Source organism: Paenibacillus oryzae (assembly GCF_001675045.1).
Classification (GTDB): Bacteria; Bacillota; Bacilli; order Paenibacillales; family Paenibacillaceae; genus Pristimantibacillus; species Pristimantibacillus oryzae.
In genome coordinates this window covers 245873-269874 of record NZ_LYPA01000080.1, presented here as the reverse complement: position 1 = coordinate 269874, position 24002 = coordinate 245873, and the positions used below count along the sequence as shown (strand labels likewise).

General features: G+C 53.2%; 16 protein-coding genes. 4 read left to right on the top strand and 12 right to left on the bottom strand.

All coding sequences use genetic code 11. The features are described 5' to 3' along the window. Positions 1-9 precede the first annotated feature (9 nt). The 4 genes from narI to A7K91_RS25105 are packed head-to-tail and all read right to left on the bottom strand — an operon-like array spanning position 10 to position 6469. Positions 10-696, bottom strand: a complete 687-nt coding sequence (narI, locus tag A7K91_RS25120; protein WP_068687228.1) for a respiratory nitrate reductase subunit gamma — start codon at positions 694-696, stop codon at positions 10-12. Then, positions 693-1259 carry a nitrate reductase molybdenum cofactor assembly chaperone gene (narJ, locus tag A7K91_RS25115; protein ID WP_068687227.1) on the bottom strand — a complete coding sequence of 189 codons (567 nt, stop codon included), beginning with the start codon at positions 1257-1259 and terminating at the stop codon, positions 693-695. The genes narI and narJ overlap by 4 nt, the downstream gene beginning before the upstream one ends. After that, positions 1252-2805 carry a nitrate reductase subunit beta gene (narH, locus tag A7K91_RS25110; RefSeq protein ID WP_068687226.1) on the bottom strand — a complete coding sequence of 518 codons (1554 nt, stop codon included), beginning with the start codon at positions 2803-2805 and terminating at the stop codon, positions 1252-1254. Before narH ends, narJ begins: the two co-directional genes overlap by 8 nt. Further along, entirely contained in the window at positions 2795-6469 is a 3675-nt protein-coding gene (locus A7K91_RS25105; protein WP_068687225.1) for a nitrate reductase subunit alpha, read from the bottom strand. Before A7K91_RS25105 ends, narH begins: the two co-directional genes overlap by 11 nt. A 458-nt stretch (positions 6470-6927) precedes the next feature. On the opposite strand from A7K91_RS25105, the gene A7K91_RS25100 reads away from it, so the two are divergent. Continuing rightward, on the top strand, positions 6928-7347 hold the full coding sequence (locus A7K91_RS25100) for a hypothetical protein (protein WP_068687224.1): 420 nt from the start codon (positions 6928-6930) through the stop codon (positions 7345-7347). A gap of 123 nt (positions 7348-7470) precedes the next feature. On the opposite strand, the gene A7K91_RS25095 is transcribed toward A7K91_RS25100, so the two are convergent. Continuing rightward, positions 7471-8730, bottom strand: coding sequence for a DNA polymerase IV (locus A7K91_RS25095; RefSeq protein WP_068687223.1), 1260 nt, complete (start codon positions 8728-8730; stop codon positions 7471-7473). Next, the gene (locus A7K91_RS25090; RefSeq protein ID WP_068687222.1) at positions 8720-8920 is read right to left on the bottom strand and encodes a hypothetical protein; all 201 of its coding nucleotides are present in this window, start codon (positions 8918-8920) and stop codon (positions 8720-8722) included. The genes A7K91_RS25095 and A7K91_RS25090 overlap by 11 nt, the downstream gene beginning before the upstream one ends. Positions 8921-9182: 262 nt before the next feature. On the opposite strand from A7K91_RS25090, the gene A7K91_RS27345 reads away from it, so the two are divergent. The 3 genes from A7K91_RS27345 (at position 9183) to A7K91_RS27210 (ending at position 17123) form a co-directional block, all read left to right on the top strand. Next, positions 9183-12947, top strand: coding sequence for a collagen-like domain-containing protein (locus A7K91_RS27345; protein WP_281198664.1), 3765 nt, complete (start codon positions 9183-9185; stop codon positions 12945-12947). A gap of 367 nt (positions 12948-13314) precedes the next feature. Then, entirely contained in the window at positions 13315-13593 is a 279-nt protein-coding gene (locus A7K91_RS26635) for a hypothetical protein (RefSeq protein ID WP_156739806.1), read from the top strand. Positions 13594-14168: 575 nt separating this feature from the next. Then, complete coding sequence (locus A7K91_RS27210; RefSeq protein WP_425415674.1) at positions 14169-17123, top strand: BclA C-terminal domain-containing protein; 2955 nt, start codon at positions 14169-14171, stop codon at positions 17121-17123. Positions 17124-17342: 219 nt separating this feature from the next. Here the strand turns inward: A7K91_RS27210 and A7K91_RS25055 are convergent, their stop codons facing one another. The 6 genes from A7K91_RS25055 to A7K91_RS25030 form a co-directional block, all read right to left on the bottom strand. Next, entirely contained in the window at positions 17343-19067 is a 1725-nt protein-coding gene (locus tag A7K91_RS25055) for an extracellular solute-binding protein (protein WP_068687217.1), read from the bottom strand. Continuing rightward, positions 19064-19705, bottom strand: a complete 642-nt coding sequence (locus A7K91_RS25050) for a hypothetical protein (RefSeq protein WP_068687216.1) — start codon at positions 19703-19705, stop codon at positions 19064-19066. Before A7K91_RS25050 ends, A7K91_RS25055 begins: the two co-directional genes overlap by 4 nt. A 31-nt stretch (positions 19706-19736) precedes the next feature. Further along, complete coding sequence (locus tag A7K91_RS25045) at positions 19737-20687, bottom strand: ABC transporter permease subunit (protein WP_068687215.1); 951 nt, start codon at positions 20685-20687, stop codon at positions 19737-19739. 341 nt (positions 20688-21028) lie between these two features. Beyond that, on the bottom strand, positions 21029-22102 hold the full coding sequence (locus tag A7K91_RS25040; RefSeq protein WP_068687214.1) for a DUF418 domain-containing protein: 1074 nt from the start codon (positions 22100-22102) through the stop codon (positions 21029-21031). 1 nt (position 22103) lies between these two features. After that, positions 22104-23108, bottom strand: a complete 1005-nt coding sequence (locus A7K91_RS25035) for an alpha/beta hydrolase family protein (RefSeq protein WP_068687213.1) — start codon at positions 23106-23108, stop codon at positions 22104-22106. Continuing rightward, positions 23105-23896 (bottom strand): MerR family transcriptional regulator, encoded by a 792-nt coding sequence (locus A7K91_RS25030; RefSeq protein WP_068687212.1) that lies wholly within the window; start codon positions 23894-23896, stop codon positions 23105-23107. The genes A7K91_RS25035 and A7K91_RS25030 overlap by 4 nt, the downstream gene beginning before the upstream one ends. Between the last annotated feature and the right edge of the window lie 106 nt (positions 23897-24002).

Here is a 24002-nt window from a genome sequence, read left to right as displayed (position 1 = left end):
ATTTCTCCATCATTTCGATTTATTTCTTCTATATAGAATATAACTTCTTCCTACATAATTCAACGGAACGCTCCATACGTGTACCAGCCTTGTAAACGGCCAAAAGCCCAAAATGGCAAATCCGGACAATACGTGTATTTTAAAGGAAAGCGGAACGTCCGTCATTAACGAAGCGTCCGGGCTCAGATAAAACAAACCGCGGAACCAGATGGAAATGGAGGCGCGGTAATCAAATTCCGGCTGAACGGCATTAGTAACCAGAGTGGCGTACATACCCATAAATACGATAAACAGCAAAATGGCATTAACCGCCAGATCGGAGCCCGAGCTGAGCCGTCTTACATTTTTGAGTGTAAACCGCCGGAAGGTCAGGACCAGCATCCCCGCCAGCGTAATCGCGCCGAAAAAACCGCCGATATAAATGGCTCCAATATGATACATATGATCGTTTACGCCAAGCGCATGCATCCATGATTTTGGAATGCCAAGCCCTGACACATGCCCCATGATGACGGGAATAATACCAAGATGGAACAGCATGCTGCCTATTTTCAGCTGCTTCTTTTCGATAAATTCACTGGATTTGGCCGTCCAGTTAAACTGATCCTGACGATAGCGGAATAGATGTCCAACAATAAACACGACAAGACACGTATAAGGAAAAATAACCCATAATAGTTGATCCAGCATTTTCATTTCTCCGGCACCTCCTGTTGTCTGCATGCCTTAAACGTCTCCCGCAATCCTTTGACAAGATAAGCATACGGGCTCTTGTTCTTCTCCAGCGCCTGCAGCAAATGGTAAGTCCCATCCTCAAGCACCGCAATCAGCATTTTAAAATTTTCTGCGGCCTGAGGGTCCTGCCGCCATTCGGCGGCATACAGGAACTCGCACATCAGGGGCAGGAAATCCGGCAGCTCGCCTTCCGGCATTTCCAGTCCGAACATTTCGTATAGCAGCTTAAGCTTGGCAAGGAGCTGTCCGCGCTCCTTGCCATCCTCAAACTTGAAATAGCTCATGTAAAGGGTGCAGTCCTTCTGAAAATCAAAGGTTTCCGCGTACATCTCCTGGATATCGTCCAGACTGAAATCCTGCATCGCTGTCCAATAGGTCATAGCCAGACCATAGGCAGGATGCGCCGAATCAAAGCTGGTCTCAAGCATGACCGGATTAAAATCCAGCTTCTCCGGATACATCAGCTGCCGTGCGAAAAACCCGAAAGATGGCTTGTAGTCGTAAAGTCTAGTTACATCAATCACGCCAAATACCTCCGTAGAAGTTTTCTTCGTAGGCCTTCTTCCCGGACTTTGTCATCAGGTTGATCGCTTCGGCCGGGCCGCATCCGGAGCAATCGTCGCCCATTTCACCAAAGCCGGAGGAGCCTTGCGCCTTATACGGGTTCATCGCTTGCTCTCTATGCGAAGTTGGAATAACGAAACGGTCTTCGTATTTCGCAATCGCCAGCAAACGGTACATTTCTTCCATTTGTTGCCCTGTCATGCCTACGCGCTTCAGTCGATTCTGGTCAAATTCCTTGCCGGTAGACAACGCGCGCATATAAGAGCGCATCATTGCCATCCGCTGCAGGGATTCCTTTACCATTGTTGTGTCTCCCGCAGTCAGCATGTTGGCCAAATATTGAACGGGCGTGCGCATTTCCTCAATCGCCGGGAAAATGGCGTCCGGGTTGTTCAAGGAATCCTTACCTTCAAAATAGTTCATGATCGGGCTAAGCGGCGGTACATACCAAACCATTGGCAATGTGCGGTATTCCGGGTGAAGCGGGAACGCCAGCTTATGCTCGATGGCCAGCTTGTAGACCGGCGAGTTTTGTGCCGCCTCGATCCAATCCTGCGAAAGTCCGTCCTTGCGCGCTTGCGCAATGATCTCAGGATCATGCGGGTCAAGAAACAAGTCGCATTGCGCCTGGTACAGGTCTTTTTCGTCCGGCGTGGACGCTGCTTCCTGCACCTTGTCGGCATCATAGAGCAATACGCCAAGGTAGCGGATACGACCCGTGCAGGTTTCCGAGCAAACCGTCGGCAGGCCCGCTTCGATACGCGGGAAGCAGAATGTGCATTTTTCCGCCTTGTTGGTTTGCCAGTTGAAGTACACCTTTTTGTAAGGACAGCCGGTCATGCAATAACGCCAGCCGCGGCAAGCCTCCTGGTCCACCAGAACGATGCCGTCCTCTTCGCGCTTGTACATGGCTCCCGATGGACAGGAGGCCACGCAGCTAGGGTTGAGGCAATGCTCACACAAACGAGGCAAATAAATCATAAACGATTTTTCAAAATTGATTTTGATTTCTTCTTCAATCTTCTGGATGTTGGGGTCGAGCGGGCCAGTCACATGCGCGCCGGCCAAATCGTCCTCCCAGTTGGGTCCCCATTCCAAATCCATCTTTTCGCCAGTAATTACGGAATGAGCCCGGGCCACAGGAGAATGCTTCTGCTCGCCCGCATTTGTCAAATGCTCGTAGTTATAGGTCCAAGGCTCATAATAATCCTTCATTTCCGGCATGTCCGGATTGTAGAAAATTTTGCCCAGAGCGACCTTGGACAGCTTGTTGCCCGATTTAAGCTCCAGCTTCCCTTTGCGAAGCTTCCAGCCGCCTTTGTAAAGCTCCTGGTCCTCCCAGCGTTTGGGGTAGCCGATACCCGGCTTGGTTTCTACGTTGTTGAACCACATATATTCCGCGCCCTTACGGTTCGTCCATGTCGTTTTGCAGGTTACGCTGCAGGTATGGCAGCCGATACATTTGTCCAGGTTCATGACCATCGCGATTTGCGCTTTAATTTTCAAGCCAGTTGACCTCCTTCATTTTGCGTACGGCTACATACAAATCCCGCTGATTTCCGATTGGGCCGTAGTAGTTGAAGCCGTAACTGATCTGAGCGTAGCCTCCGACCATCTGGGTTGGTTTCAAATGAATGCGGGTCGGAGCGTTATGGCTTCCGCCGCGGGTGTCTGTAATTTCAGAGCCTGGCACCTGGATATGCTTATCCTGGGCGTGATACATGAACATCGAGCCGCGCGGCATGCGCGGACTGACGACGGCTCTTGCCGTAACAACGCCGTTGCGGTTGTAGACCTCCAGCCAATCATTGTCGTTAATGCCGTGAGCGTCGGCGTCTTCGTTGTTGATCCATACGGTTGGACCGCCCCGAAACAGCGTCAGCATGTGCTGGTTGTCCTGATAGGTGGAGTGAATGTTCCATTTGCCGTGCGGTGTCATATAACGCAGCACCAGCGCGTCCTGACCGCCTTTGATTTCCCTGTCGCGCGGTCCAAAAACCATCGGCGGCAGCGTTGGCTTGTATACCGGCAGCGTTTCGCCGAATTGCATAAACACTTCATGGTCAATATAAAAATGCTGTCTGCCTGTGAGCGTCCGGAATGGCACCAGACGTTCGATATTAATCGTAAACGGCGAATATCTGCGGCCTTGCTTATTGGAGCCCGTAAATACCGGCGTCGGGATAACCTCCCGCGGCTGTGCTGTAATGCTTTGGAACGTAATTTTTTCGGCTGCGCGCTCTGCCGATATATCCAGCAGCTCTACGCCATGCTCATGCTCCGCCTCTGCAAAAGCTTTCTGAGACAAACGTCCGTTTGTTGCCGATGACAAATGCAGGATTGCATCGGCCACGCGGCGCGCTGAATTGATTTTTGGCAATCCGTTTTTGATCGTGTCGTCATGGTAAACGCTATTGATCCGCTTCAGTTCCTCGTATTCCTCGCCTACCGGGAAGGTGACGCCGTGCGCGCCTAACCGGCCGTTTGCAAGATTAGGGCCAAGCGTCACGTATTTATCGTGGATTTTGGTATAATCCCGCTCGATGATGCTGAAATTCGGCATCGTTTTGCCCGGTACAGCGTCAACCTCGCCTTTGGACCAGTCCTTGACCAAGCCCATAGGCTGCGAAATTTCGCCTTTGCTGTCATGACCAAGCGGTGTCATCAACACATCCTTGTACACGCCCGGCAGATGCGTTTTGGCCATTTCCGAAAATACTTCGGACAGGTCGCGGTAAATATCCCAGTCGGAGCGGGATTCCCACAGCGGATTAACCGCCGGGTTAAAGGGATGCACAAATGGATGCATATCGGTTGACGACAAATCCGTCTTTTCATACCAGGTAGCCGCAGGAAGGACAATATCTGCGTACAGCGGCGTAGCCGTCATACGGAAGTCCAGCGCTACCAGCAAGTCCAGCTTGCCTTCCACATCATCCCGCCACACGATTTCCTCCGGCTTCTGCTCTTCATTCGGAGAAGCAAGAAGGCCGCTGGACGCGCCAAGCAAATGCTTCATGAAATATTCCTGCCCTTTGGCGGAGCTGGAGATCAGATTGGAACGCCAGACAAAAAGCGAACGCGGGAAGTTTTCCGGTGCTCCCGGGTCCTCCACGGCAAGCTTCACCTTTTTGGAAACCCATTCATCGACAGTATTTTTGATAATTTCTTCGTTCGACGTTTTGCCCGCTTTGGCCGCTTCCTCCGCAAACAACAGGCTGTTTTTGTTGAATTGAGGGAAGGACGGCAGCCAGCCAAGGCGAGCTGCAAGCACGTTGTAATCCGCCGGATGCTGATAAGCGACATCTCCGCCTATCGGCGATTTCAGGCTGTCTGTGCCGCTTTCCTCATACCTCCACTGATCGGAAGCAAAATAGAAGAAGGACGTCGCATTTTGCTGTCTTGCTCCGTTTTGCCAGTCCTTGGCGAATGCGACCGTCGACCACCCTTCGATCGGACGGCATTTCTCCTGGCCGACATAATGCGCCCAGCCGCCGCCGTTCACGCCTTGCGACGCTGTCAAAATAACAAGGTTCAGTATGGCGCGGTAGATCGTGTCGCTGTTGAACCAGTGATTGATGCCCGCGCCCATAATAATCATGGAACGTCCGCCGGTATCCAGCGAGTTTTGAGCAAATTCCTGAGCGATTTGCACCAGGACGCTTGCTTTCACGCCCGTCACCTTCTCCTGCCAGGCTGGCGTGTAGAAGGATTCTGCGTCGCTATAGCCTTTGGCATTGTACGGGCTGTCGGTTCTGGCAACGCCGTATTGGCTCATCATCAGGTCATAGACGGTTGCGGCGTAACGTTCGCTTCCGTCGGCAAGCCTGATTTTGATAGCGGGAATGGAACGTTTAAAAATGCCATTCCCGGCATTGTCGAAGTAAGGGAATACGATTTCGACGGTTTCATGATCCTGGTCCATTACGGTAAGCGCCGGATCAACCTTCGTTCCATCCTCGCGCTCCAGAATCAGATTCCACTTGGCCCCTTCTTCCCAGCGCTGGCCCATCGTTCCGTTCGGCACTATCATCTCGCCTGCCGCCTGGTCGTAAATAACAGGCTTCCAGTCCGCATTTTCACTGTGCAGGCCCAAATCGCTGGCCCGAAGGAAACGGCCGCCCTTCAAGGCATCCTCATGCGGGTCCAGCAAAATAATAAATGGCATATCGGTAAACTGCTTGGCGTAATCCATAAACATCGGCTCCGAGCGATCCTTATAAAACTCGTTCAGGATGACATGCGTCATCGCTTGCGCAATCGCGGCATCCGTTCCGGGATGCGGAGCCAGCCAATTGTCGGCGAACTTCACGTTTTCTGCAAAGTCGGGAGCAACCGACACAACCTTGGTGCCTTTGTAGCGCACCTCCGTCATAAAGTGGGCATCCGGCGTTCTGGTCAAAGGCACATTGGAGCCCCACATAATCAGGTATCCCGCGTTATACCAGTCGGAGGATTCCGGTACATCCGTCTGCTCGCCCCAGATTTGCGGCGATGCGGGCGGAAGATCGGCATACCAGTCATAGAAGCTAAGCATCTGTCCGCCCAGCAGCGAGATAAATCTTGCTCCTGAGGCATAGCTGATCATGGACATCGCAGGAATCGGGGTGAAGCCAGCGATCCGGTCAGGCCCGTATTTACGAATCGTATAGATTAGCTGCGCGGAAATCAGATGCATGGCATCGTTCCAGTCCACGCGGATATGACCGCCTTTGCCGCGCGCGGATTTGTATTCCAATGCCTTCTGCGGATCTTCTACGATGCTTGCCCAGGCATCAATCGGGCTGTCGTGCTCGGCAATCGCTTTTTTCCACATCCGCCACAGCTTGCCCCTCATATAGGGATACTTCACGCGAAGCGGACTGTATTCATACCAGGAGAAGCTTGCTCCGCGAGGACATCCGCGAGGTTCGAATTCCGGCATGTCCGGTCCGCAGGACGGATAGTCGATCTGCTGATTTTCCCATGTAATAATTCCGTTTTTCACAAATACCTTCCAGCTGCAGGAGCCGGTGCAGTTAACGCCGTGCGTCGTGCGTACAACCTTGTCGTGCGACCAGCGCTGGCGGTACATATTTTCCCAATCTCTGTTTTTTTCCTCAAGAATAGACCAATTTCCCGAATAGCTCTCAATCGGTTTGAAAAAATTAAGTCCAAATTTCTTTTTCATTAATGCAAACACTCCTTTTTATGCTCCTAGACATGCATGGGCCGGCTCAATAGTGTTTTTTTTAAACGATTTCTCTAATTACTTTCATTATGGAGTTATAGGGCGCAGGTTCCCATTAGGGAGTTCCCTCTTTCGCCGACAGATAAAGCCTAATCAGCAAAATGAGGGGCATCCGGTATGCTATACTGAAAAAAATGCTATATAAGTTCAACTAACAAACAGCAGATGCAGGCCAAAGTGTAGATGGTTCTGTAGAAAAGCATATGCTTACGATGCGACGTTCTTTCAGAACGTTTCAAGCGTTCGCTTGTGTTTCCGGATTCCAACAATCGACTTAATGATTAAAGGGAATCTGGAAACAACTGCGATCGGAAGATCCATCCACACGGCGGCCTGGCTCCTGCCAGCATTATTTAGTTGAACTTATATAGGACATGCACTAGGAGGAGGTATTGCACATGGTAGGGCCATCCTTGCGGCAATTGCACGCCCATCATGCCATCCATGAAGGCGGCTTGTCAGGGGCAATCGATAAAACCGAAGAGGTTGAGGAATTGCTGGAAATGAAGGAATATGAGGTCGCCCGTCAAGCGGCGGACCACTTGATCGAATATTGGGAAACCCGGATTCTCAGCCACGCGGAAGCGGAAGAAGAAGGTTTTTATCAGGAGAAGGAAGCGGGCAACCCCGAGCTGGCAACGGACATCGTCAAGCTGACCCGCGATCATGAATTGCTGCGGATTATCGTTGGCGATATCAAAAGCCGGATTACCGAAGAGGGAGTTACAGCGGACATTATGCATCAATTCCATGCCTTGATTGTGGTTAATGCCATTCATAGCCGCGAGGAAGAACGCCTGCTGTTTGTTTCTCCTTAAGGGCGCAGGTCAAAACAAAAACATAAAAGCGCAGCTTCAGGCCATTCAGCCTGGTTCTGCGCTTTTTTTTCGTTTGGAGCTGACTTCACTATTGAGTTTCCTATTCATACTCATCCTGACCCTCTATTTGAAATGCCCGCCGATCCGCTCCCCTCTCTCCCGGGCAACGCCGGCAGCCAAAAGCGAGGAGGCACGCATTACAGCCGTATCGCCGAAACGATCCTTGATGCCATCCAGGGTCCGCTCCAGATCGAAAATTTTGACCTTATCGTCAAAAAGGTCCAGCTGCTGGATCCTGTCGGAGGACAGTCCCGTCAACGCGATCGCGATATGGCTGACCGGCATCCCTTGCCAAAACGTCTCGAATAACCGCAAGACGGCGGCAGCCAGCTCGTGGGTAAGCGAGGTTGGAGTGGGCAAGGTAAGCTGCCGATTGAACACGTTCGCCCTCTGTCCATCCGATTCTCCTATACCCAAGGAAACGACTCTTCCTTCGTAACCAAGCCTTCTGGCGCGCCTGCATACCTCGACGGAAAGCTCCAGCAGCACCACTTCAATATCCTTGCGCCGACTATACAAAGAAGCACGCAGCGCTTTGCCATGGCTGATGGATTTGATCGGCGTACGAATGTAGGATACAACGGGGCTGGGATCGATGCCTCTTGCCGTTTGCCAGTAATATTCCGCCTGAATATCCGACTGTTTGCCCATCATTCGTCTCATCATCCTTTTGAAAACGGGCAGCTCCAATCTGGCAATGTCCCCTATAGTGCGAAGGCCGCTCATGGTGAAGCGGGCCGTCATACGCGAAGCCACCATAAACATCCGGTTGACGGGCAGCGGCCACAGTTCCTTTTCAATGTTGCCGTGGTCCAGCCTGAAGATGCCGTCATCCCGTTTTTTGGCAAAGTTGTCGGTCGCCATTTTCGCCAGTATTTTGGTGGGCCCAATGCCAACTCTTGACCATACCCCCGTCGCCAGCATCACCCTCCGCTGAATTTCACGGGCAATCTGCTCGGCCGTTCCGCACAAAGCGGCGGACCCCGTCACATCCAGAAACTGCTCGTCGATGGAATAAGGCTCAACCTGATCCGTAAAAGCCTCGAAAATCTCTGTTATTAGAAGCGACATCGCAATATAGCGCTGCATGCGGGGACGGATCACCACCAAATCCTTGCATAAAGCCTTTGCTTCGCTCACCCTGCTGGCGGTGGTCACTCCCTGCTCCTTCGCCAAGGGGCAGGCTGCGAGTATAATGCCCGATGAGCGATCGGGATCTCCAACAGCCACGGGCTTGTATTTGTATTCCGGGTGGGCTGATTTTTCCAGCGAAGCATAAAAGGATTGTCCGTCGATCAGCAGGATGCTTCGTTCACGAGACATGGACGGATGCCGGATTAAAGGCCAATATGCGATCCAGGCGAAAGCTGCGCGGGCCATTTTTTCCCGGATCAAACGCAAACATTGTTCCGTTTCTGACACCCAGCACCACAACTATTCTTTGGCTGACATGCTTTTGTCCGTCGATATAAATAAACTCAATCCGCTGCCCCTTGTATTTTTCTATCGGCATTTCAAAAACCTCCCCGTCAAGTTTTGATCTCATTCTAATACGAACAAGAGTTCCCATTCAAGATACAAAATATTCCTCTGACTTGTCCTTTGTTCTTCACAAAAGACCCGAGGGATTTCACCTGTTGAATAGCTCTAATATTGCTGGCTTTATAGACTGATATCTCATGAATCATCAAAAAAGCATTCTTTTCCGCAATGCTTGTTGCAAACGCACACTCAAGTTTCCGGTTTTCGCCGTAGCATATCAACAGAATAAGGAGGTGTTCAATCTGAGCGACAAAAAGAGAAAGAGGATTTTTAAACGCTTAACAAAAAGCGGAGCAGAAAGTCGAATCAGCCGATACTCGCAGAATGACCACAAGAAAAAATGCAAGAAGCGAAAGATAGGCACAATATGCCCCAAACGGGGAGCGCAAGGCCCTAAAGGATTCAGAGGACCTACCGGACCTACCGGACCTACTGGCGAGAGAGGGCCAAGAGGAAAGGAAGGGAAGGAAGGGAAACGCGGCGGGCGCAGGGGCTATCCTGGTGAGACAGGGGCGACTGGGCCTACGGGGGCTACGGGCGCGACTGGACCTACCGGGGTAATTGAAGGTGAAACTCTCTTCAACGTCATAGGGCCTGTAGGATCTGCCACAGTTGAATTTGGCGGCGATCTGATTTTTGAGTCAAACACAATTGATATTGTTGTTACTCCTGGCTCCGCCATCGTAAGTCTAGAAACTACGGCAGGAACAACAGGACCGACTGGTCCAACCGGAGCTACTGGCGTGGATGGCGCTACGGGACCTACAGGACCAATCGGTGCAACTGGAGCTTCTGGCGCGGATGGCGCTACGGGATCTACAGGACCGACGGGAGAAACTGGAGCTACTGGCGTGGATGGCACGACGGGACCTACAGGACCAACAGGCGCAACTGGAGCTACTGGCGCGGAGGGCGCTACGGGACCTACAGGACCAACAGGACCAACAGGAGAAACTGGAGCTACTGGCGCAGATGGCGCTACGGGATCTACAGGACCGACGGGAGAAACTGGAGCTACTGGCGTGGATGGCACGACGGGACCTACAGGACCAACAGGCGCAACTGGAGCTACTGGCGCGGAGGGCGCTACGGGACCTACAGGACCAACAGGACCAACAGGAGAAACTGGAGCTACTGGCGCAGATGGCGCTACGGGATCTACAGGACCGACGGGAGAAACTGGAGCTACTGGCGTGGATGGCACGACGGGACCTACAGGACCAACCGGTGCAACTGGAGCTACTGGAGCTACTGGCGCGGAGGGCGCTACGGGAACTACAGGAGCGACAGGCGCAACTGGAGTTACTGGCGCGGAGGGCGCTACGGGATCTACAGGGCCAACCGGCGCAACTGGAGCTACTGGCGCGGAGGGCGCTACGGGATCTACAGGGCCAACCGGCGCAACTGGAGCTACTGGCGCGGAGGGCGCTACGGGATCTACAGGACCAACAGGCGCAACTGGAGCTACTGGCGCGGATGGCGCTACGGGATCTACAGGACCAACCGGTGCAATTGGAGCTACTGGCGCGGAGGGCGCTACGGGAACTACTGGACCGACCGGCATAACTGGAGTTACTGGCGCGGATGGCGCTACGGGACCGACTGGACCGACCGGTGCAACTGGAGCTACTGGTGCCGATGGCGCGACGGGACCGACTGGACCGACCGGTGTAACTGGAGCTACTGGCGCGGATGGCGCTACGGGACCTACAGGACCGACCGGCGCAACTGGAGCTACTGGCGTGGATGGCGCTACGGGATCTACAGGACCAACGGGAGCTACTGGTGTGGATGGCGCTACGGGTTCTACAGGACCAACCGGTGCAACTGGAGCTACTGGCGTGAATGGCGCTACGGGAACTACAGGAGCGACAGGCGCAACTGGAGTTACTGGCGCGGATGGCACGACGGGACCTACAGGATCAACCGGTGCAACTGGAGCTACTGGCGTGGATGGCGCTACGGGAACTACAGGACCAACCGGTGCAACTGGAGCTACTGGCGTGGATGGCACGACGGGAACTACAGGAGCGACAGGAGCGACAGGCGCAACTGGAGCTACTGGCGCGGATGGCGCTACGGGATCTACAGGACCAACGGGAGCGACAGGTGCAACTGGAGCTGCTGGCGCGGATGGCGCTACGGGTTCTACAGGACCAACGGGAGCTACTGGTGTGGATGGCGCTACGGGATCGACAGGAGCGACAGGTGCAACTGGAGCTGCTGGCACAGATGGCGCTACGGGATCGACAGGACCAACGGGAGCTACTGGTGTGGATGGCGCTACGGGAACTACAGGACCAACCGGTGCAACTGGAGCTACTGGCGTGAATGGCGCTACGGGAACTACAGGAGCGACCGGTGCAACTGGAGCTACTGGTGCCGATGGCGCTACGGGACCGACTGGACCGACCGGCGCAACTGGAGCTACTGGCGCGGATGGCGCTACGGGACCTACTGGACCGACCGGTGCAACTGGAGCTACTGGCGTGGATGGCACGACGGGACCGACGGGACCGACCGGCGCAACTGGAGCTACTGGCGCAACTGGAGCTACTGGCGCGGATGGCACGACGGGACCTACAGGAGCGACAGGCGCAACTGGAGCTACTGGTGCCGATGGCGCTACGGGATCTACAGGAGCGACAGGCGCGACTGGAGCTACTGGCACGGATGGCACGACGGGACCTACAGGATCAACCGGTGCAACTGGAGCTACTGGCGTGGATGGCGCTACGGGACCTACAGGACCAACCGGTGCAACTGGAGCTACTGGCGCGGATGGCACGACGGGACCTACAGGAGCGACAGGCGCAACTGGAGCTACTGGTGCCGATGGCGCTACGGGATCTACAGGAGCGACAGGCGCGACTGGAGCTACTGGCACGGATGGCACGACGGGACCTACAGGATCAACCGGTGCAACTGGAGCTACTGGCGTGGATGGCGCTACGGGACCTACAGGACCAACCGGTGCAACTGGAGCTACTGGCGTGGATGGCACGACGGGACCTACAGGAGCGACAGGCGCAACTGGAGCTACTGGTGCCGATGGCGCTACGGGACCAACTGGACCGGCTGACGGCGCTACGGGACCGACCGGACCAACTGGAGCTACGGGACCGACTGGACCGGCTGACGGCGCTACGGGACCGACCGGACCAACTGGGCCAACAGGGGCCGACGGTGCTACGGGACCGACTGGACCAACTGGACCAACTGGACCGACCGGAGCTGATGGTGCGACGGGACCAACCGGATCGACTGGACCGACTGGACCCACTGGAACGGTTACGCCGAATCCGTTCGAAATCTATGTTCAAGCAGGTGCAGTCGGCGGCGACGGTACGCAAGCCGCCCCGTTCGGAACAATCCAGCAAGGAGTGACCGCCGTTTCTCCAACAGGAACAGTCCACGTGCTTGGAGGAACTTACGTGATAACCGCGACGATCTCCATTAATAAAGCCGGGGTGACCCTTCAAGGATATCCAAACACGTTAATTTCTCTGCAGAGCAGCGTTATCGCATTTCTTGTTTCTGGAGATGGCGTTACAATTGACGGCATGACGATTACAAGCGACAATCCGTACGCGGTGGAGTTTATTCAGCTCGCCGGGACGAATCACAAATTAACAAACAATGTGATTTTCGGCCCCCCCCAAGCGCCGCCCTCAACAGGTTGGGTTGTCAACCGCGGGTTCGTTACGCAATCTAACGTCACGAATTTAATAGCGCGGAACAATATTTTTTATTCACTTAGACAGCCTGCTTATTTAAATCCAAATTCGACCGGATTTATTACTTCTAATGTCGTCTACAATACTCGCGGGTTCGTAGTTGATTCTGCCGTATTCGTTTTTTCAGGAAACTCATGGGGATCGCCCGTGAATGCTGTTGACATCGCGCTTCTTGTCGGTACAATTACTGGGTCTCCTTACGACCCATTAACTGATCTCTCCGCAAACAATAGCACTGCTTCAATAAGTGACCAGAGATAAGCGTCTATCGAAATTAGACAGCTCTCCTTCTCTAGGGAAAGCTGTCAGGGCTGTCCAAAAAATCTGTTAAGGTGAATCATTATTCCGCAAAACCGTCCCTTCCGGAAAAGGGTGTCTTGGAAGCTTCAAACCTATTTGTCCGCTTTATTTTGATCCTATTTGCAGTGGATAAAAATGGACAAAAAACTCTCCCTCAAGACACCCTTTCCCGCCCAGTCCTCTCTGCTGATAGTTATTCGTTTCACTTGACTTTTTGGACAGCCCCATCCATTCATTTATCCAATGAATAATCACCAGAAACGCTCGCAACGGCCGCACTCTAATCATCCAGATCCGCCAGTACCAAGCAAGGCCTGGATTTGCTGTTGTGCAGATCGGCAAGCTGTGGAGTTGCTCAAAAGGCATCTCATTGTCTTTGGCTGTTTTAATCACGCATTTTTGGGAAAAGGGGCAGCTCCATCCTTGCAATACCGCCTATCTCGCGAATGCCGCCTATGGTAAAGTGAGCCATCATGCTGGAAGCCACCATAAACCTTGGATGAACAAACAACAGCCAAAGCTCCTTCTCGATATTGCCATATTCCTGCCTAAAAATGCCGTCATCCCGCTGACTGTGTTTAGCCCCTGCTTCTTCGTCATGGGGTAGACTGCAAGAGTATAGTGCCTGATGAGCGATCTAGCTCTCCTACTACTACCGGTTTGTATTTGTATAACAGGTAGGCTGACTTTTCCAGCGAGGCGAAGAAGGTATGACCGTTGATCGGCAGAATGTTCCGCTTATGAGACATGGCAGGATGCCAGACTAAAGGCCAAGATTCAATCCAGGCGAAAGCCGGGCGGACGATATTCCGCATAGCAAACGCAAGATCAGAGTCATTTTACCTGTTGAATAGCTCCAAAGCCGCTGCCCATTATGGACTGATATCATGATCTTCAAAAAAAATACTACTTTTTCTTAACGCATGTTACAAACGCACACTCAAGTTTCAGGTTTTCGCCGTAGCATATCAACAGAATAAGGAGGTGTTCAATCTGAGCGACAAAAAGAGAAAAAAATTATTTATCCGCTTGGGAAAAAGCGGAACAGAAGGTCTAATCAGCCGATATTCGCAAAATGATCACAAGAAAAAATGTAAGAAACGCAAGATAGGCAAAATATGCCCCAAACCGGGACCGCGAGGCCCTAGAGGATTCAGAGGACCTACCGGACCTACCGGACCTATGGGTGAGAGAGGACCAAGAGGAAAGGAAGGGAAGGAAGGGAAACGCGGGCGCAGGGGCTATCCTGGTGAGACAGGGGCGACTGGGCCTACGGGGGCTACGGGCGCGACTGGACCTACGGGGGTAATTGAAGGTGAAACTCTCTTCAACGTCATAGGGCCTGTAGGATCTGCCACAGTTGAATTTGGCGGCGATCTGATTTTTGAGTCAAACACAATTGATATTGTTGTTACTCCTGGCTCCGCTATCGTAAGTCTAGAAACTACGGCAGGAACAACAGGACCGACTGGTCCAACCGGAGCTACTGGCGCGGATGGGGTAACGGGAGCCACCGGACCGACTGGCGCAACTGGCGCCGATGGCGCGACAGGACCGACTGGACCGACGGGGGCTGATGGTGCTACCGGACCAACCGGGGCCGATGGCGCTACGGGCCCTACCGGACCGACGGGTGCTGATGGAGCAACGGGACCGACAGGGCCACCAGGGCCTGCAGATGGCGCTACTGGACCTACTGGACCGACGGGTGCTGATGGTGCTACTGGACCTACAGGGCCAACCGGAACGGACGGCGCAACGGGGCCTACAGGGCCGACGGGCGCTGATGGCGCGACGGGACCTACTGGACCGACTGGTGCTGATGGCGCAACGGGACCTACTGGACCGACTGGTGCTGATGGCGCAACGGGACCTACTGGACCGACGGGTGCTGATGGCGCGACAGGAGCTACCGGACCGACGGGTGCTGATGGCGCAACGGGAGCTACCGGACCGACGGGTGCTGATGGCGCAACGGGAGCTACCGGACCGACGGGTGCTGATGGTGCTACTGGACCTACTGGACCGACGGGTGCTGATGGCGCGACGGGAGCTACTGGACCAACAGGTGCTGATGGCGCGACGGGAGCTACCGGACCAACAGGTGCTGATGGCGCGACGGGAGCTACCGGACCAACAGGTGCTGATGGCGCGACGGGAGCTACTGGACCGACGGGTGCTGATGGCGCGACAGGAGCTACCGGACCTACAGGTGCTGATGGCGTAACGGGAGCTACTGGACCGACGGGTGCTGATGGCGCGACAGGAGCTACCGGACCGACGGGTGCTGATGGCACTACGGGGCCTACTGGGCCGACAGGTGCTGATGGCGCGACGGGAGCAACCGGACCAACAGGTGCTGATGGTGCGACGGGAGCTACCGGACCAACAGGTGCTGATGGCGCGACGGGAGCTACTGGACCAACAGGTGCTGATGGCGCGACGGGAGCTACCGGACCAACAGGTGCTGATGGCGCGACAGGAGCTACCGGACCAACAGGTGCTGATGGCGCGACGGGAGCTACCGGACCAACGGGTGCTGATGGCGCGACAGGAGCTACTGGTGATACTGGACCTACAGGGGCTACTGGTGCGATAGGAGCTACTGGCGATATCGGACCGACGGGCGCTACTGGTGCGGCAGGGGCTACTGGCGATACCGGACCGACAGGCGCTACTGGTGCGACAGGGGTTACTGGCGATATCGGACCTACAGGTGCTACTGGTGCGACAGGAGCTACTGGCGATACCGGACCGACGGGCGCTGCTGGTGCGACAGGGGCTACTGGCGATATCGGACCGACGGGCGCTACTGGTGCGACAGGAGCTACTGGCGATATCGGACCGACGGGCGCTACTGGTGCGACAGGGGCTACTGGCGATATCGGACCTACAGGGGCTACTGGTGCGATAGGAGCTACTGGCGATACTGGACCTACAGGGGCTACTGGCGATACCGGACCGACGGGCGCTACTGGTGCGACAGGGGCTACTGGCGATACCGGACCGACGGGCGCTACTGGTGCGACAGGGGCTACTGGCGATACCGGACCGACGGGCGCTACTGGTGCAACAGGGGCTACTGGCGATATCGGACCGACGGGCGCTACTGGTGCGACAGGAGCTACTGGCGATATCGGACCGACGGGCGCTACTGGTGCGACAGGGGCTACTGGCGATATCGGACCTACAGGGGCTACTGGTGCGATAGGAGCTACTGGCGATACTGGACCTACAGGGGCTACTGGCGATACCGGACCGACGGGCGCTACTGGTGCGACAGGGGCTACTGGCGATACCGGACCGACGGGCGCTACTGGTGCAACAGGGGCTACTGGCGATATCGGACCGACGGGCGCTACTGGTGCGACAGGAGCTACTGGCGATATCGGACCGACGGGCGCTACTGGTGCGACAGGAGCTACTGGCGATACCGGACCGACGGGCGCTACTGGTGCGACGGGCGCTACTGGTGCAACAGGGGCTACTGGCGATATCGGACCGACGGGCGCTACTGGTGCGACAGGAGCTACTGGCGATATCGGACCGACGGGCGCTACTGGTGCGACAGGAGCTACTGGCGATACCGGACCGACGGGCGCTACTGGTGCGACGGGCGCTACTGGTGCAACAGGGGCTACTGGCGATATCGGACCGACGGGCGCTACTGGTGCGACAGGAGCTACTGGCGATATCGGACCGACGGGGGCAACAGGGGCTACCGGATCGGCTGCTGTTACACCTAACAGTATGTCTGCTGTAAATACAACAGGAGGAGCAATTGCAGTAGTACTGGGAGGAACAGCTATTCCTTTAGCAGATGTTCAAAGCTTAGATGGATTTACTGCAAACGGGACTTCAACATTATTTACCGTTCCTGTAACTGGAACGTATTATGTTACGTATCGAATTAATTTAACTGCCGGTGTCTTAACAGGCGCTCAAGTTGTCGTGAACGGCACAGGAGTTGCAGGGAGCATTGTCTCACCAGCGCTAACATTAAGTAGTTTTGAAGGTAATGTCATCACTGCATTAACTGCAGGTTCTACGATAGGCATCCAGTTGTTTGGTGTTATCGCTGCAGCAACCCTGCAAGGTGGTGTAGGTGCCTCCTTAATTGTAATAAGACTCTCTTAGCCATAAGCATGATGCCCAAACCTCCAGGTTTGGGCATCATGCTTTTTAATGAATTGGCGATGTCAATAGATGACATTCGAATTGCGAAAAGAAAGTCGGAACGCAAGACAGCCATTTAATGAAAAAAGAGCGCTTCTCTTACATACTTCCGATCGATTATCGTCTGGCCAGCGATTGGAAGAATCCTCTGGAACGGTCTGTTGGCAATTAACTCACTTGTCACTTTCGGCTTTCCGCCCATTCGCTAACTTCTTTCATCACTTTTTTGCCGCCATTGTTCATCCATTCCTCTACAAAGGTATCGAATGCATTAATGGGAAGCTCCCCCGTAATCATCTTCAAATAATAATCCTGCTCAAGCCGTTGAAGACTCGGCCAATACTGATCGTACGCGGGCGTGCTGTCAACGAATAATGCTTCCACCCGAATCATGGGATGTTTGCTAATTTCACCGCCCTGCAGATATGCCTGCGAAATGATCCAAGCCTCCAGATCCTTGCGAGGATTTTCCTGTTCAAACAATATACTGTCATACATCTCCTGCATTTCCTGGTTCATGTCTTGTATTTCCAGCTCGCCCTCAAGCGCCTCCACAAGAATGTCATGGCGCCGAATTACAGCATCTCGGTAATCCAGCAGAAGAGTGAGCGGAAAATAATTGCGTAGCTGGTTCCCCATCTGCTGGGCTGTCGCCCGAATCGCCGCCGTCGCTTCGTCCTCTTCCCCGCTGAAGCGATCCAGCTCCGTAATTAAATTAAGAATTTTCAAAGCGGCTTCAGGATGGGGATAATCTTTACGGACAACCATGTAGCTGTCCGTCACCGCAGAGCTTCGGGTTACGAATTGGCCCGCCGCATCCTTGGGCGCCGCATAGACCTTCCACTCCGCCTTGGCGTCCTTCGAAACCGTGCTGCCCAGCGGCCAATAAGGCCCCCACCATGGCGCAAACAACAAACCGACCTGATTCTGGTCTGTCAGATAGCCGGATTCTTTCCGCAGCATAAATTCCGGATCGATAATGCCCTCCCTGTACCAACGGGCAAGGAGCTCCAGCGCCTGCTTCGCTTCGGCTTGAATAGAGCCGTAGACGACATGGCCTTCCCCGTTTATGTACCAGCTTTTTGGAAAGGCGCGATAGGCTGCAAAAATGCTGTCCAAGCCGTAAACGCCGGTTCTTTTGTTGTACACCAGGCTTTTGTCAACCGGCAAGCCAAGTGTATCGTCTACATTATTGCCGTCGGGATCCCGCTCGATAAAAGCCCTCGCAATATGCTCAATGTCCTCCAGCGTTGAAGGAGCGGGGAGATTCAGCTTGTCCAACCAATCCTGGCGGACCCACAAATAAGAAGGCGTGTCCGCCTCGATCACAACATTTGGAAACGCATACAGCTCCCCGTCAAATGTAGCCTCCGCCAGCGCCATGCCATCCGTAGAATCGTAGATGGAACGGACCATCTGCGAGGCATAACGCGGATACAGGGAGGTGAGATTAGCAATCTGATTCCGTTCGATCAGCGTAAGGAACTGCTCGCGATTCACAACAAAAACATCGGGCAAATCGTTGCTCTGAATCGCCAAATCCAACATGTTATTGTATTGCTCTTGGCCGCTCGCTTCCCAATCGTACTTAATGACAATGCCAAGCTTTTCTTTAATATACCGCGATATAAAGTTTTGATCGCCGACGTCTCCCTCCGGCAGCGTAATGTCTGAATAGGAGTAGGCGACCTTGATTGTAACAGGATCCTCGTACGGAAGCTGTCCCTCCTCCAATGGCTTCGGCTCGCTTCCGTCTTGGCCCTGCCTGCAGCCTGAAGCAACCAGCAATACACAGCCCAGCAGCATAAGGAAGCCAAGGCGCAGTGTTAGCCCGCTGCTCTTCCGGCTTGCCTGGTTCATGGGCAGACGCGGCCCCTGTCGTTCCGAAAACAAGCGTCGCCTCATTCCGCGTTCACCTCTATGACTTGATGGATCGTCCGATATTCTGTCGGATACATGCCGACCCGCTCTCTAAAGGTGCGGCTAAAATGCTTGTTGTCGTCAAAGCCGATTGCGCCGTCAATTTCCGCCGATTCCTCCAACGCTTCGGGAAGCGACTCCACAAACGTTTTGACCAAAATAACGTAGAACGGCGATACAATGGCGGGCAGGATGTAAGCCAGATAATTGTTGACCATGCCCAGATTCATCATAATGATGAACCATGGAATAATGCTGGCATTGAAATACATCGTAATGACCACAAAACGGTACCAGAATACGCGTCCAGCCATTTTTCTTTTGGTGAACAGGTATCCCAGGAAGGCTGAGCCAAATACAGTCAGAATCGTACCGATCACCGTCCGGCCCACGGATACAAGAGCAGCGGTTGACAGCCCCTTTACCTTCAGCACCTCGACATAATTATTGAAGTGAATGCCCTTGGGCAGCCAGGTAATGGCGCCGCTGGCGCTCAAGCTGTTGTCGCTGATCGTTTGGATAAACAGATAATAGAAAGGAAACGCGCAAAGCAGGGTGAAAATACCGAAACCAATATAGTTAACCGTCGAAAATACTTTGTCTCCCCATCCGGTTTTATGCATATCCTTCTTCCTCCTCTCGTGAACGGCTCCGTTAAATGATTGTTTCGCCGCGAACCCACTTGGAGCATTGGTTCGCCACAAACAGCAGAACTACGCTGACTACGGATTTCAGCATGCTGACCGCCGTCGCAAACGAGAAGTTGTTGCCTACCATACTCGTGTTGTAAACGTACAAATCAAGCACTTCGATGCTATCCTTGTTAAGTGCGTTCTGGAATACAAAATATTGCTCCATGCCGTTGTTGATGAAGTTAGCAATGGAGAGCAAAAGCAGAACGAAGAAGGTGGGCATGACGCCGGGAAGCGTAATATGCCACATCAGCCTTACGCGGCCCGCTCCGTCAACCTTAGCCGCGTCATACAGCTCCTGGTCGATGCCCATAATGGCAGCGATGTACAGAATAGCGCCCCAGCCGAGGCCCTTCCAGACGTTCCAAAGCGTCATTTTCAGCCAGATATATTCGCCCGATGCCAGATAGTTGATATTGCCGTCCTGGAAACCCAAACCGATCATTATTTTATTGATTAGGCCGTTATCGTAGGAAAACAGCATAAACGCAATCGCGTAAACCAGTACCCAGCTAATAAAGTTAGGCAATGTCGTTAACGTTTGCACCAGCTTTTTGTACCAGTTCGTTTTGATCTCAACCAGAAAGATCGCAAAGATGACGGGCAGAATCGAGGTCGCAATCCCCAGCAAGCTCATGGCAAAGGTGTTGGTCATGACCCGTTTAATTTCTTCAAACTGATACGGGTTATTGATAATGGACAAAAACCATTTGAAACCGACAAACTGCTCACTACTGAGCGGAATACCAGGCTTGTAGTTGTAAAACGCATACGTCCATCCATACAGCGGAAAATAACCGAATACAAGAATCAGCAGCAGGAATGGGGACGCATATAGCAGCAGCCGGTACTTTTGGCTAATGCCGGTTTTTACGTTCTGTGGTTTTGTCTCTCCTTGCAGCGCAGGATTCATATAAATCCTCCCTCATTAATGATATGGCAGAACTTCCCTTGAACACGGGTAAGCGCTTTCCGTTTTCTTTATTTTAATGAACTTTATTGGGACAACGGGAGTGAAGGCTGTTGCTGGATGCAGGAATTTTGTCGCCAATTCACAAACATTTTTCATACCGCATCAGACGAAATTGCACCCCGCCCTACATAAGCAAAAAAAGACTCCCTGACGCATCGGCTGAATCAGCCAAGCGATAAGGGAGCTTTGGTGGACTAGTGGGACCAGGCGAGGTCCCTATGCAATGGATATGGATGATGTCATCCCAAGAATTGTTTAACGTATTCCCATCCGTTTCGGGCTCAGCATAGCTTTCGCATGGCTAACTCTATTGGTCCCCGGGCCATTTTTTTGCGCCAAAGCATTGAAAAAACAGCGGCAGCGGCAAAATAAAGCAAAGAATAAAAAACCGTAAACGGCAAGCTTTTGTTTTCCAAATAACCTATTCCCTGGAGCAGCCCCAATCCGATTGCAACATGCCCGATGTAGTGGGTCAACGACAGCTGCCCGGTGTGGATGAGCATGGAAACAGCCTTGCTGCCCCGAAATCTTTCCGCTAGATGCAAACAAATGATAATAACGACCACCGCCGAACCTGTTCCCGAAAAAATGTACAGCACAGAAGGCGGCATCGGCTTGGTGGAGAACAAGGCTTTTGCCGCTTCATGCCCCAGTCTGAGGGAAGTCCATTTAACGAGCAGCCAGGAAGCCAGCTCCACAAGCACGACGCTGCCAGCGCCAGCCAGCAACAAGGGAAGGCGAAGCTCCTTTTGGGCCAGCCACCCTTTCCTTCCCACCCATAGCCCGGCCAGGAAAAAACCTATCCATGGAAAAACAGGATGAAAACCGTTAAAAAGCAAATTGCGGATAAATCCCGAAAGGGTCCACAAATCGTCATATTCATGAAAGCTTGAAGACCAGCCCTTGCCATAATCGAACAACATAAGAAGGATAGGAGAGAGGGCTACTGAACCAAGTCCCAATCCCAGCACCATTCGGTCCGATGCAGAGATCAGAAGCGCGCCTGCAGCTAGAAAAACAGCATAATAGTGCAAAATATCGGCGCTCCAATCCAACAAGAGCAGCAAAACTCCGGCAGCAAGCAAAAATAACGCTCTTTTGAATAAACTGCTGCGGCTTTGCGAAAGGAGCGCAGCATCCCCCGATTGCCGCGCCTTGGCCGTCATTAAAGCAACGCCAATCCCCGCAAGCAGCACGAACAGGGCGGACGCCCTGCCTTCCAGCAATTCTGTCGCTGACCTCAGCCATGAGGGGCCGCTATTTTCAGCTGACATGGCTATTTTGTAGTTCACAATTATCATGCCCAATATAGCTAGCGCCCTGGCTAAATCCAGCCCATAAATTCTATCCTTCATTTTACAAGCCTTCCTTCAAAAATTGCTCGATGGCGTCCATGTATCCTTTGACCGTTATATTTCTCGGCTGAAAAAGACTTAGCCACCATGCGCGGAGCTCTGAATCCGCCGTTTGGACGGACAACATGGAATGTTCAGTATCGGGGAATACCTCAACGCTCAGCAACGCTGATGGAATAATCGCACGATACACCGCTTCCGTTTCCTTCACATCCACATGAATATCCTTTTCGCCAAGCAGAAGTAAAACGGGCGTTTGAAAATTGGCCAGGTCCGCGTTTGCATCGGAGCGCACATTTTTTTGGACAAATTCCCAGCGTTCCTCCGTCATAGGCTCTCCCTTATGGGAGATTGCCGCGTAATCCGCATACGTAGCGCCATTCAGAAGCAGCTCCTTGATCTCCTTCTCATATGCGACTTGACTCTCGATTTCCGTATTGCTGTAACCCTCCTTTGCCATCTGGCTGCGGGTATTGTATTCTCCCTGAGTGAGCCAGTTGATGGCGGGGGATACAAGAATGCTGAAGGCAAGCCTCTCCTTGCCCGCCAGCTTAGGAATAACCCAGCCGGCTTGGCTGGCTCCCCATACGCCGATTCGGCTATCGTCGATCATCGGCTGCGTTTTGGCCCAGGCCAGCGCCTGACGTGCCTCCTCTACCCGATCATCAATACTCTGCTTCAGCCAGCTGCCCTCCGAACCTCCAATGCCTCGTTTATCCAGGGAGAGGGATGCGTAACCAAGGGACGCAAGCTTTTCCCACAGCGGCTTGTAGCCATCGTTATGGGAGGCGTTGATAGGGCCGTCTCCATGGATAAACAGTACAAGTCCCAGCTTCCCGCCTTCCCCCTTGGGCAACGTGAGCGTGCCGCTCAATACGCCTTGCGGCGTGTCAATCACGACGGCTTTCTCCACCATGTCATAGCTGTTCTGCTGCAGGATATAGAGAAGTGCTCCGCCTGCCGCAATGACGAGAGTCAAAATTGTTGCTATTAGCTTCTTTTTCATACTCCCTCCCCATTCTGCGCCGCTTCGTCTTTTTCCTGGACCTCAATCATTAGCTCGTAATTAAGCTTGTTCGGACTAAACAGCGATAAGTAGGATTTTTCAACAAGCACGGCAGGTCCGTTCAACGCAATGGATTGCGAATCCGCATATTGCAGCATGTGCTGAATCCGCAATTCGATCTCACCCTCATCCTCCGCCAAAAAGGGATAGCAGAGACAGCGGGACTCCGGCAGCATCAAATCGCCTTCTGTTTTCGATTCTGTGCAAACGGCCATTTTTCCGTTATCCTCTATGACAAAATAGATATCCGACTCGAACAGATCAGGAGGAGGCGATTGCTTGGCCAGCAACATGGCATCCATCCCCCGCCGGGCATCCGTATGGAACCAGCATTTGAGCTCCGTTGCTTTCCTCTGCTTAATTCGATATGCTGGCGAAGGTCCGGCATATTCCCTCTGTTCTTCCAGAATGTTGACTGTCAGCCTGCGCAGCTCGTCCAGCCGCTTTATTTCCGCTTCAAGATTATCCACCGAGGCACGAAGCAACTGCGACATTTGCTCGGGCGATGGTCCGTCTATGGATTCCTTTATTGTTTGAACGGACAAGCCCAGCTTGCGAAGCAACAAAATTTGCGCCAGCCGATAAACCTGCTCGAGGCCGTACATTCGATACTGATTGGTATCCGTATAGGCGGGAAGCAACACTTCCTTGTCCTCAAAATACCGAATTTGGTGCGTCGAAACCCCCATCAATCTGGCAAGCTCGCTAATTGTAATTTCATTTTTCAAACGCCATCGCTCCCGGGTTGTGTCTGGTTTAACCTAAAGATACACCTTAGGTCTGACCTAAGGTCAATAGTGCCCTTTTACTTTTTTATTCATGCACAAAAAAACC

Coding starts and splice junctions, on each gene's coding strand:
- A7K91_RS25055 (WP_068687217.1), bottom strand. CDS start 19,067: ATGAGGCGACGCTTGTTTTCGGAACGACAGGGGCCGCGTCTGCCCATG.
- narI (WP_068687228.1), bottom strand. CDS start 696: ATGAAAATGCTGGATCAACTATTATGGGTTATTTTTCCTTATACGTGT.
- A7K91_RS25040 (WP_068687214.1), bottom strand. CDS start 22,102: ATGAAGGATAGAATTTATGGGCTGGATTTAGCCAGGGCGCTAGCTATA.
- A7K91_RS25100 (WP_068687224.1), top strand. CDS start 6,928: ATGGTAGGGCCATCCTTGCGGCAATTGCACGCCCATCATGCCATCCAT.
- A7K91_RS25090 (WP_068687222.1), bottom strand. CDS start 8,920: ATGCCGATAGAAAAATACAAGGGGCAGCGGATTGAGTTTATTTATATC.
- A7K91_RS25035 (WP_068687213.1), bottom strand. CDS start 23,108: ATGAAAAAGAAGCTAATAGCAACAATTTTGACTCTCGTCATTGCGGCA.
- A7K91_RS25095 (WP_068687223.1), bottom strand. CDS start 8,730: ATGTCTCGTGAACGAAGCATCCTGCTGATCGACGGACAATCCTTTTAT.
- A7K91_RS25050 (WP_068687216.1), bottom strand. CDS start 19,705: ATGCATAAAACCGGATGGGGAGACAAAGTATTTTCGACGGTTAACTAT.
- A7K91_RS25045 (WP_068687215.1), bottom strand. CDS start 20,687: ATGAATCCTGCGCTGCAAGGAGAGACAAAACCACAGAACGTAAAAACC.
- A7K91_RS27210 (WP_425415674.1), top strand. CDS start 14,169: ATGGGTGAGAGAGGACCAAGAGGAAAGGAAGGGAAGGAAGGGAAACGC.
- A7K91_RS25105 (WP_068687225.1), bottom strand. CDS start 6,469: ATGAAAAAGAAATTTGGACTTAATTTTTTCAAACCGATTGAGAGCTAT.